The sequence below is a fragment of the Yeosuana sp. genome, from assembly GCF_057126245.1.
In genome coordinates this window covers 1-9486 of record NZ_DBNGMQ010000022.1, presented here as the reverse complement: position 1 = coordinate 9486, position 9486 = coordinate 1, and the positions used below count along the sequence as shown (strand labels likewise).

Sequence of the window (9486 nt, the reverse complement as noted above, 5' to 3'; positions counted from 1 at the left end):
AAATGCAATTAATTTATACAACGAAATAAGATTACATTTATCTTTAGACTATAAAACACCAAATATGGTATATAAATTAACAGCGTAAATCAATTTTAACCTGTAGCCATATTTCAGGACAAGACATTTGAAAAAAAAACGAACGATAATCTGAATAAACAAGAACAATGAAAAAATTAATTGTATTAATCTTCACACTTTATGGATTTACGCTATTTGCACAAGAAAAAGAAATAAAGAAACCAGAATACGTAATTATTGCTAATAATCAAATTATAACCAAAGAAAAACTTGGAGAATTAGGACAGCAAGGATTGATAAAAGGAATGAATAAAGGAGTAACGGAGAAAGAAAGAAATGAACTTGCAGAAAAATTTGGTGATAAAATTGGAGATAGAGAGTTTATAATCAAAATAGATTTACTTTCCGAAAAAGAAAAAGCAGAACGTCAAAATAAAATAAGTGCAGAGAATAAAGAGATTCCTCAAACAAAAAATCGTAATAGCGAATTAAAATTAAACATTAACGACACTGCAAATAAATTCACTGTCGAAATGATAAATGGAGAAAAAATAAATCTTTCGGATTTAAAAGGAAAAGTTGTCCTGTTAAACTATTGGGCTACTTGGTGTGCGCCTTGTCTTATGGAATTTGCGGAGTTCCCTGAAAAAATACTTGAACCATTTAAAGATGAAAATTTCATTTTAATTGCAGTGTCTATTGGAGAAAATAAAGAAAAGGTTGAGAAAAAAATGGACAAAATGAAAAAATATGGAGTTGACTTCAATGTAGGTATTGACCCAAAAAAGGAAATTTGGAATAAATATGCCACTGGAGCTATCCCAAAAAGTTTTTTAATTGACCAAAATGGAATTATAAAATATATTTCTATTGGAAATGCAGAAGGAAACGTAGATAAATTAGCAAAAGAAATCAAAAAACTAATTTCGGAATAAAAACTGCTGGCAACAATGGCTAAAAGTAATTGCTTGTTCTCGCTTACTTCTGAAAATACTCGCGGATTTTCAGTTTGGTGTGTACATGCAAAGTTTAACACTAAACCACGCAACTACTCTTAGCCGAGACCGTTGGCAACAATTAAGAGCAACAAAACTAAAAATTTAATAAATGGAAAATATTTGGATAATATTAATAGTAATATCACTTTTCTCAATAGTCACTTTTCTTTATTGGAAACTGACGAATGGATATGCTGAAAAAGAATACGGTAAAAAAATGTTCAAACAATGGGGAACAAGAACTTTTTATTGGACTGGAGCATTATTCTTTAGTGGTGGAATTACAGTGTTTATTATTTACCTATTAAAATGGGGAAATGTTTTAACTTTCTAGAAGTCTTTTCGTTTTGATTTATATACAATTCTAAAAACTGGAATAATCACCCATATACATAACATAATTAAGGAGACAACTAACCCTAAATTTGTTCCGAAAAACTGTTTAAAAACGGCTCCTGTATAACCCAGTAAGGCAGAAATATCCAGCTTTAATAGTATAAGAGTTCTTGATAAATCAATAGGATTTAACATGCTTCCTATTAATGATAATTTATCTAATGGATAATCTTCAAATATGATAAGTGACAATAAAAAAACACCATCATAAATGATTGCTAAAAACAACCAAAGTAAAATGGCATAACCGAAACCTTTAATTTTATTTTCATTTGAAAGCGCGATGTTAAAAGCCAAAGCACTAAAAATAAAGGTTAAAAAAACACCAACAACTAGTAATAATGAGAAGTCCCATATAGTATTAGATTTAAACAAACCATAAGCAATAAATGGCAATCCTAGACCTAAAATTAAACTCATTGAAAGTGATAAAGCTACACCTAAATATTGACCTATAAAAATGGATGACCGCGTTAAGGGTTGTGCCAATAAAAGTTCTGTAAACTCCTTAGAATTATAGTAATACATCACACCAAAAATAGTTCCGATAAGCGGAACCAAAACAATTATGACGTTCATAAGTGTAATTACAGCTTTAGATAAATCGTTGTTAAGAAATAGCAGTACTATACCTAAAAGAAAATAAAATGCAAAATAGACATAACTCCAGCTACTACGCATTAAATCAAAAAAACTATATTTTAATATTTTAAGCATGATTTTCGGTTAATATGTTTGCAATGGCATGCTCAAAATCTTGTTGCTTCGTTTTAGTTTTTAATTCACTAATACTCCCATTAAAGTAAATTTTTCCTTCGAGAATAAAAACAATTTTATCGGCAACTTCTTCTACAAAACTCATGATATGAGACGTAATTAAGATTGTTTTTCCTCTAGCTTTTTCTGTTCTAATAAGTTCTTTAAGTTGTATTAGTGAAATTGGATCTAAACCAGTTGTGGGTTCGTCTAAAATGATTATTGGGCTATTAAACATAAAGGTTAACACAATATTTACTTTTTGTTTTGTCCCTCCAGATAATGTCCCTAACTTTTTATTTAGAAAAGGCTCTAGCTTAAATTTTTCAATTAGATTTTGGCCTGCATCGGTCTTGCCTCTCAAATCCCTAATCATTTTAATGAGTTCGCTAACTTTTAAGTTACTTGGAAAATTAGCAATCTGTGGTAAATAATCTATTTTATGGCGATAGTCTGAGTTATTCTTAACATCAACATCAAAAACTTTAATACTTCCACTATTTGGAATCACCATACCTAGTATAGTTTTTATAATAGTAGTTTTACCTGATCCGTTAGGGCCTAGTACTGCAAAAATACCACTTTCATTAATGGATAAGTTGATGCCGTTTAGGACCTCATTTTTACCAAAACTTTTATACAAATCAACTATTTCTACCATATAACTTGCGTCATTAAAGGTTGGTTGTCAATAAGATTTTTGGGTGTGAAAACAGGTGATACTTTTTCAGAAAAATCTATAATATCTATGAAAAGACTACGCAACAATACGATGCTTTCTGGGGTTCTATTAACCAAGTATGAAAAGAGTTTTACTGGCCTGTATGGAATGTCACCAATACCATTTTTATCTAAGTCATAACCTGTATAACTACTCCAATAATTGTTTTCAAATTTATTGCTATTTAAATTTCCTGAATAAGACAAATCAAAAGAATTATATAAAAAGTTATTTTTTGAATAGATGTTGTCATAACAAGCACCATGAACTTTTATGGCATATCCATTATTCAGAAACGTGTTTTCAGTGAAGGTTATTCGGTTTGTTCCATCAGCATTAATACCAATAGTGTTATCTTCAAAAATATTGTGCTTTAATTCGGCATCATTAATTTCTTTGAGTAATATTCCATAAGAAGCGGTTCCCCAATTTTTCTTGAAGACATTATTATACATTTTAATTTTTTTCGAAAACATTACAGCTACTCCTGCACCATTAGCTTCAAAGGTATTGTTTTCATAAGTATTGTTATTTGAGAACATAAAATGTAATCCGTAGCGCAAATTTTCGGTAGAATAGTTGTTAGATATATAGGCACTACTACCAAATTCTAAATAGATACCATCCCGCATTCTTCTAACGTCATTATTAGTGATATTTACATTCTCGCAATGCCATAGATGAATGGCGTTACCGGAATCTGCTTCTGCTTTACCATCTCCTGAAATAGTATTATTATGCACAAGACCATCTTTAGATTTTTGAATCAGAAAGCCAAAAAAGGCATTTTCTACGGTAATATTTTCAATTACAAAATCATAGGATTTAAAAAGTAAAATAGCCGCATATTCTTTAGTATAGCTTACCTCTATATTTTTAATAGTTAGATTTTTAATAATAATATCAGTAGCTTCTACTGAAAAACCATAACCATTTTGTTGAGTATCTATTATTGTGCCTTCTTCTCCAGTAACATGAAGAGATTTTTTGTAAACAACTATATTAGATTCTTTATAAAGACCTGCCTTAATGAAAATACTATCACCACTTTTTGAGCTGTCTACCGCTGCTTGAATGGTCTTAAAATCACAACCTGCTTTACAAACCGTGATTGTTTTTGCGATTGCAAAGCAGGTTGAAATTAAAAATAAAACAATACCAAAGTGTATTTTCATGAATTCAATTTAATTAAGTTTGTCGAAAACACCTTTCCAGTCATAATATTCGGCTGATTTATAAGTGATTTTTGCTTTTGCTTGTTCTAAAGATATAAATCCTGTAAGATTAGCTCCCATTGGGCTTTTAATTTCGTCACACACTACGTAACCAGCAGTTTTAGCATAGGTCATAATGCCTGGTGAGATATAATTAGTAATTAATAGGTTGCTTTTTGATACAAGATCTTGTTTATCACCTAAAAATCTAATCATACACTCAATAGCATCAAATTTATATTGCTTGCCTTTATTTGTAACCATTTGAGCCGCATGTGTTTTATTCACAATGGTCATTTTGCAAAACTGACACGTATCTGCACCATAGTTAATTGGTTCAGGTGTTTTACTACAACCTAACATTAAACAAAACACTAGTAAAAGGCCAAGGCGTTTCATGCTTTTAAAGGTTTTACTTTTTTATTTCCTATCCAATAGGCAACAAAAGTTAGGAACATACCGAAGCCCATCATATAAGCGCCAGTATTCGGATAAGATTTTGCTACGAAATTTAAGATATGTCTTGTTCCAAATAATGGTGGTTTATAACTTAATGGATTTCCGTCTGCATCTGTCATTTTCATGATGGCTTTAGGGTCTAAATTGGTTCCGTAATCCACCATCCAAGCATTAAAATCATACATTCCCAATATACCTAAAATTATCATAAGAACTAACCAGCATAAAAACCATTTTGGCGAAATAGACTTAAACAAACCTAATAAACCAGTAATAATTCCCAAGGCAGCCATACCACCAATAACTTTTGGAAACACACTAAATTCCCACATATCTTCGGGTTTTGGCAATTTACTCATGCCTATGTAGTGGTTTAGGCCATCGATGTTTTGTAAATCATGTTTTTCTTTACCTTGAAGACCATTGAGATGAATGTTCATTCCAATACCACTCGGGTATTGTGGAGCTTCTAATTCAATACTCCATAAAGGAAAAATAAATAATCCAAGTAATAGGGCTGATCCTATTATCATTAATATACTTGCGGATTTCATGTGGTTTTTAATTTAAAGAAATGGGCGAGATATTACGACTCGCCCATTTTTGAGTTAAATAACATTTTTTAACACTAAAACTATTTAACTCTTTTATTCATCATCTAAAGTGAATTTTAAAGGTGTGTTTGAATTTGCTGCAGACACCCTTATATAACCTTGCATCTCTTGGTGCAACGCAGAACAGAAATCTGTACAATAGAATGGCCATACACCTTCACGCTTTGGTTCCCAAACTATCGTTTTGGTTTGGCCAGGCATTACTAAAATCTCTGACGTATTAGCACCGATTATTGAGAAACCATGAGGCACATCAAAATCTTGTTCTAGATTCGTCATGTGCAGGTATACTTTATCTCCAACTTTTACGCCTTCAATATTATCTGGTGAAAAGTGACTACGAATCATAGTCATACTAACATGTACCTCATTACCTTTACGCGTAACCGTAGCTTCACTTTCGCTTTTGGCAGCATACGGGTGTTCGTTTTCAGATAATTCGTAATATTTTTTACTCTTTTCTTTAATAAGATCTGCTCTAATTCCAGCCGCATAGTGAGGTTCGCCATGAGTTGGAAAATCAGACAATAATTCCATTTTATCACCAGAAATATCATATAACTGTGCAGAGTGTTCTAACTCAGGGCCTGTTGGTAAGTAACGGTCTTTGGTGATTTTATTCATAGCAACCATATATTTACCGAATGGTTTTCTGGAGTTTCCTCCAGGAATCATAAGGTGACCTACAGAGTAGAAGGTTGGTAGTCTGTCTAGAATTTCCCAAGTACCTAATTTCCATTTCACTACCTCAGAAGAAATAAAGAATGTTGTATAAGCATTTCCTTGTCCATCAAACTCAGTATGTAAAGGTCCTAAACCTGGTTGAGTAACTACACCAGCTATTGTATTTTCATAACTTAAAACTGGGATTCCGTAAGCGTCATCAACAAAGTCTTGGTTTGCTATTGCTGTAAGTATTTTTTCAAAAGAATATACACTGAGATCTGTAGATAATTTACCACTACCAATAATGTATTCACCTGAAGGATCAACATCACATCCGTGAGGTGATTTTGGAATTGGAATATAATATACAGCACCTTCTACTTCTGTAGGATTTACTGAAATTACACCTTCCTTCATAGTAGAAGTAGCAGTGTGTGTTTTTTCATCATAAACATTGTGCGCATATGTTCCAGCGACTTTTTTACCACCACCATTTTTTACATAATCTACAACTTTTTCCCAGTTTACAGCTGCGATATAATCTTTATCATTTTGAGATGCATTAACTTCCATCAATGTATTAGCCTCTTCTGTATTATAACTTGTAAAAAAGAACCATCCATGAGATTTATTACGTCCTGGATGCGCCAAGTCATAGTTGAAACCTGGCATGTTTAATTGAAACTCTAAGTTCATTCTACCATTATCTGCTATACTTACAAAAGAAAGAGGCCCTTTAAATTGCCCTTTCATTTCATTGATTGGCATATCGCGTTGTGGGTTAGGTACGGCAAAACGCGTACCTGCGACAATATATTCCGTATTTTCCGTCACAAATGAAGAGGCATGATTACCAGCACTATTAGGAATCTCAATAATTTCCTCTGTTTCAAAAGTTTCTAAACTTATACGCGCTATACGTGGTGTGTTATTTTCATTGATAAAGATCCATCGTCCATCTAATTCACCATTAGTCTGTGAAATATCCGGATGGTGAGCATCTCCCCAAGGTACAAAACCGAATGATGTATTAAGCATTGGCTTTGTTTCTTCAGAATATCCATATCCAGACGTTGGAAACTGAGAAAATACAGGGATTTCCTTGAACATTCTGCCACTTGGAAGTCCAGCAACTGTAATGTTACCACTATAACCTCCAGAAAAGAAAGCATAGTACTCATCATGTTCACCTGGTGCAACATACACTTTCTCCGCCTTGCTCGAAGACATAGCTCCAGAATTACTATTATTACTGTTATTACCACAATTTGTCAAAAAGATAAGAGCAGAAATTCCAAGTAAATATTTACCTATTGTATTCATATAAATTTATTTTAATTAGTCGATTTTAGTTAGTCTTTAGGTAGAATTACACTTTCGGTAACGTGCACCCATCCATTGCTAACGTTTACTGTGCCCAGTATTTTAATACCGTCAACATAAAGGTCTCCATCTTTTTCTGTAACATCTAAATATTTACCCGAGGCCATATATAGTTTACGTCGTTTTGCGGCATTCTTTTTTAACATCTCTACAGGATAATTAGCAGGTGCAACATGATGCGTTAATATAAAAGCGAGTTTACTTTTATTTTCTGGCTCTAAAAGACTATTTAGAGTTGCTTTATCAATTTTTGAAAATGCAGCATTGTTTGGAGCAAACACTGTTAGTGGTCCTACATTTACTAATGCATTTTCTACTTCAGCCGCTTGTACTGCCGCAACTAAAGTAGTGTGGTCTTCAGAGCTTATAGCTAATTGTAATGCATTTGGTGTACCACCTTCATCTTTCATAAAAGCCTGCCCTTCTTTTTGGCTAGCTCTTTCATTATCTGCCTTTTCGTTTGTTGTATTTTCTGATGTCTTTGAGTTACCATTACAAGCAACAAAACATACTAAAAGCACAATAAAAAATAATAATTTGATTAGTGTTTTCATTTGGTTTTATTTAGAGTGTTTGTGTTTTAAAGTGTTCTAAAATATTCTAATACAGCTCTTGCCTCTTCCTCCGTTAGATTTTGATTCGCCATAGGTGCACCATTGAATTCCATCAATAAATCTTTAGCCAATGGGTTTTCTTTAACCATTTGCTCTGGATTTAAAATCATATTCATAATCCATTCTGGAGCTCTACGTTCCATGATTCCTTTTGGAGCAGGACCAATAAACTTTTTTTCTGGTCTGTGGCAAGCCGTACACATTTTTTTATAAACTTCAGCACCATGGGTAACCATAGTTTGGTCTATTTCTGTTGGTAATTGAAGTGAAGTAATTGGACCAACACCTTTATCTAATAAATTGATTTGTTGAGATGCCGGAATCTTCGTTACAGGAGCTGCGGGAGTCGTTTTGGTTGTGGTCTTTTTTTCATAAGAAAAACCTTCTTTCTTGTTTTCTTCTTTTCCACCACAACTAATTAGACTAATCGAAAGTAAAATGGTTAAAACTGTTACTATTAATTTCATGCTTTATAATTTTATAGATTAAAAATAATATCTTGTAGACTTTATAAATATGATATTAATCATATTTAAGACAAAAATATCTTTTTTAATTTGAACAAAAAAATATATTTACAAAATGATATCAAATTCATCCAAATATGCCATTAAAGCGGTATTGTTTTTAGCAATAAAATCAAGTGAAGAAAATAAAATTATGGTAAAGGATATTGCTGACCCCATAAACGTTCCGAAGCCATATATTGCTAAATTATTACAGGAACTTGCTAAGCAAAAATTAATATCTTCAACAAGGGGTCCAAAAGGAGGATTTTTTTTAAGTGACAAGGATAAAACTAGAAATGTGATGGATATTATTGCGGTAATTGAAGGTGAAAAAAAATTAAATACTTGCCTACTAAGTTTAGAAACTTGCGACCATCATAATCCATGTCCAGTTCATGAACTCGTCAGTCCATCAAGAAGTGTTTTGATTAAAAATTTAAAACAAAAAACTATTAATGATTTGGCTTCAGATGTGCAAAACGGAAAGTCAAGTTTACCTCTTTAATTTGAACTCTCAAATAATTTTAATCTTTGGAATTAAAATATTAAATAATAAAACCCTTCAATTTTAATTTCAAGAATAATTCAATAATTTGTGTTGGTTCTATCGCATCTATTAAAAAAAATAAAAAATTATCCTTTAATTTCATGGATTAAGCAGCCAATAATTGAAACGACTTAAACATTGATTTTCTATTAGAAATCAACTGTTCTTTCTTAATCATATGTACTATTTCTATTCCTGCTAGTGTCCTCTTGGCGGACTCAAATTCTTTAAATCCCAAACCATTTAAAATTCGCCTTTTAATAAATCTATGGTCTTGTTCAACAATGTTGTTTAGATACTTACATTGCCTTACCTTGATTTTAGAAAAAGAACGTTTATTATAAACTCTAATAGCGTGTTTGTTAGCTCCACTTTTATCAATATTGATAAGATCAGGTTTTCCATTACTTCCAATAGCTTTGATTAAAAATGATTGCGCACTCATACCTTGTCTTCTTTTGGTTAACAAGAAATCAACTGTATTGCCTTGTTTATCAACTGCTCTATATAAATAGCGCCATTGCCCTTTAACTTTGATATAAGTTTCATCCATTCGCAAGCGTTTGCCAACAGCTTTCTTTCTTTTAT

At 32.0% G+C, this 9486-nt stretch carries 12 protein-coding genes; 3 read left to right on the top strand and 9 right to left on the bottom strand.

Annotated features, from left to right (window positions below; translation table 11 throughout):
• The first annotated feature begins 167 nt into the window (after window positions 1–167).
• Window positions 168–956: a TlpA family protein disulfide reductase gene (locus tag AC15TD_RS02355; RefSeq protein ID WP_484450534.1), complete on the top strand. Its 789-nt coding sequence runs from the start codon at window positions 168–170 to the stop codon at window positions 954–956.
• A 172-nt stretch (window positions 957–1128) separates the two neighbouring features.
• Entirely contained in the window at window positions 1129–1353 is a 225-nt protein-coding gene (locus AC15TD_RS02350) for a hypothetical protein (RefSeq protein WP_484450533.1), read from the top strand.
• Here AC15TD_RS02350 and AC15TD_RS02345 read toward each other — a convergent pair.
• The 8 genes from AC15TD_RS02345 to AC15TD_RS02310 form a co-directional block, all read right to left on the bottom strand.
• Complete coding sequence (locus tag AC15TD_RS02345; protein WP_484450532.1) at window positions 1350–2132, bottom strand: ABC transporter permease; 783 nt, start codon at window positions 2130–2132, stop codon at window positions 1350–1352. The genes AC15TD_RS02350 and AC15TD_RS02345 overlap by 4 nt on opposite strands.
• The gene (locus AC15TD_RS02340; protein WP_484450531.1) at window positions 2125–2832 is read right to left on the bottom strand and encodes an ABC transporter ATP-binding protein; all 708 of its coding nucleotides are present in this window, start codon (window positions 2830–2832) and stop codon (window positions 2125–2127) included. The genes AC15TD_RS02345 and AC15TD_RS02340 overlap by 8 nt, the downstream gene beginning before the upstream one ends.
• On the bottom strand, window positions 2826–4067 hold the full coding sequence (locus tag AC15TD_RS02335; protein ID WP_484450530.1) for a nitrous oxide reductase family maturation protein NosD: 1242 nt from the start codon (window positions 4065–4067) through the stop codon (window positions 2826–2828). Before AC15TD_RS02335 ends, AC15TD_RS02340 begins: the two co-directional genes overlap by 7 nt.
• A 9-nt stretch (window positions 4068–4076) precedes the next feature.
• Window positions 4077–4505: a nitrous oxide reductase accessory protein NosL gene (locus AC15TD_RS02330; RefSeq protein WP_484450529.1), complete on the bottom strand. Its 429-nt coding sequence runs from the start codon at window positions 4503–4505 to the stop codon at window positions 4077–4079.
• The gene (locus AC15TD_RS02325) at window positions 4502–5119 is read right to left on the bottom strand and encodes a hypothetical protein (protein WP_484450528.1); all 618 of its coding nucleotides are present in this window, start codon (window positions 5117–5119) and stop codon (window positions 4502–4504) included. Before AC15TD_RS02325 ends, AC15TD_RS02330 begins: the two co-directional genes overlap by 4 nt.
• Before the next feature lie 93 nt (window positions 5120–5212).
• Window positions 5213–7168 carry a Sec-dependent nitrous-oxide reductase gene (gene nosZ, locus AC15TD_RS02320; RefSeq protein ID WP_484450527.1) on the bottom strand — a complete coding sequence of 652 codons (1956 nt, stop codon included), beginning with the start codon at window positions 7166–7168 and terminating at the stop codon, window positions 5213–5215.
• A gap of 29 nt (window positions 7169–7197) precedes the next feature.
• Window positions 7198–7782, bottom strand: coding sequence for a fasciclin domain-containing protein (locus tag AC15TD_RS02315; RefSeq protein WP_484450526.1), 585 nt, complete (start codon window positions 7780–7782; stop codon window positions 7198–7200).
• A gap of 26 nt (window positions 7783–7808) precedes the next feature.
• Window positions 7809–8309, bottom strand: coding sequence for a c-type cytochrome (locus AC15TD_RS02310; protein ID WP_484450525.1), 501 nt, complete (start codon window positions 8307–8309; stop codon window positions 7809–7811).
• Window positions 8310–8424: 115 nt separating this feature from the next.
• Here AC15TD_RS02310 and AC15TD_RS02305 point away from each other — a divergent pair, with 115 nt between their 5' ends.
• Window positions 8425–8856, top strand: coding sequence for an RrF2 family transcriptional regulator (locus AC15TD_RS02305; protein WP_484450524.1), 432 nt, complete (start codon window positions 8425–8427; stop codon window positions 8854–8856).
• Window positions 8857–9004: 148 nt separating this feature from the next.
• Here AC15TD_RS02305 and AC15TD_RS02300 read toward each other — a convergent pair.
• A partial coding sequence (locus AC15TD_RS02300; protein WP_484450523.1) for an IS6 family transposase occupies window positions 9005–9486 on the bottom strand: 482 nt, incomplete at its 5' end.

Bases quoted from the DNA above. Each gene is read 5' to 3' on its own strand.
- AC15TD_RS02355 (WP_484450534.1), top strand. From the start codon at position 168: ATGAAAAAATTAATTGTATTAATCTTCACACTTTATGGATTTACGCTA.
- AC15TD_RS02350 (WP_484450533.1), top strand. From the start codon at position 1,129: ATGGAAAATATTTGGATAATATTAATAGTAATATCACTTTTCTCAATA.
- AC15TD_RS02345 (WP_484450532.1), bottom strand. From the start codon at position 2,132: ATGCTTAAAATATTAAAATATAGTTTTTTTGATTTAATGCGTAGTAGC.
- AC15TD_RS02340 (WP_484450531.1), bottom strand. From the start codon at position 2,832: ATGGTAGAAATAGTTGATTTGTATAAAAGTTTTGGTAAAAATGAGGTC.
- AC15TD_RS02335 (WP_484450530.1), bottom strand. From the start codon at position 4,067: ATGAAAATACACTTTGGTATTGTTTTATTTTTAATTTCAACCTGCTTT.
- AC15TD_RS02330 (WP_484450529.1), bottom strand. From the start codon at position 4,505: ATGAAACGCCTTGGCCTTTTACTAGTGTTTTGTTTAATGTTAGGTTGT.
- AC15TD_RS02325 (WP_484450528.1), bottom strand. From the start codon at position 5,119: ATGAAATCCGCAAGTATATTAATGATAATAGGATCAGCCCTATTACTT.
- nosZ (WP_484450527.1), bottom strand. From the start codon at position 7,168: ATGAATACAATAGGTAAATATTTACTTGGAATTTCTGCTCTTATCTTT.
- AC15TD_RS02315 (WP_484450526.1), bottom strand. From the start codon at position 7,782: ATGAAAACACTAATCAAATTATTATTTTTTATTGTGCTTTTAGTATGT.
- AC15TD_RS02310 (WP_484450525.1), bottom strand. From the start codon at position 8,309: ATGAAATTAATAGTAACAGTTTTAACCATTTTACTTTCGATTAGTCTA.
- AC15TD_RS02305 (WP_484450524.1), top strand. From the start codon at position 8,425: ATGATATCAAATTCATCCAAATATGCCATTAAAGCGGTATTGTTTTTA.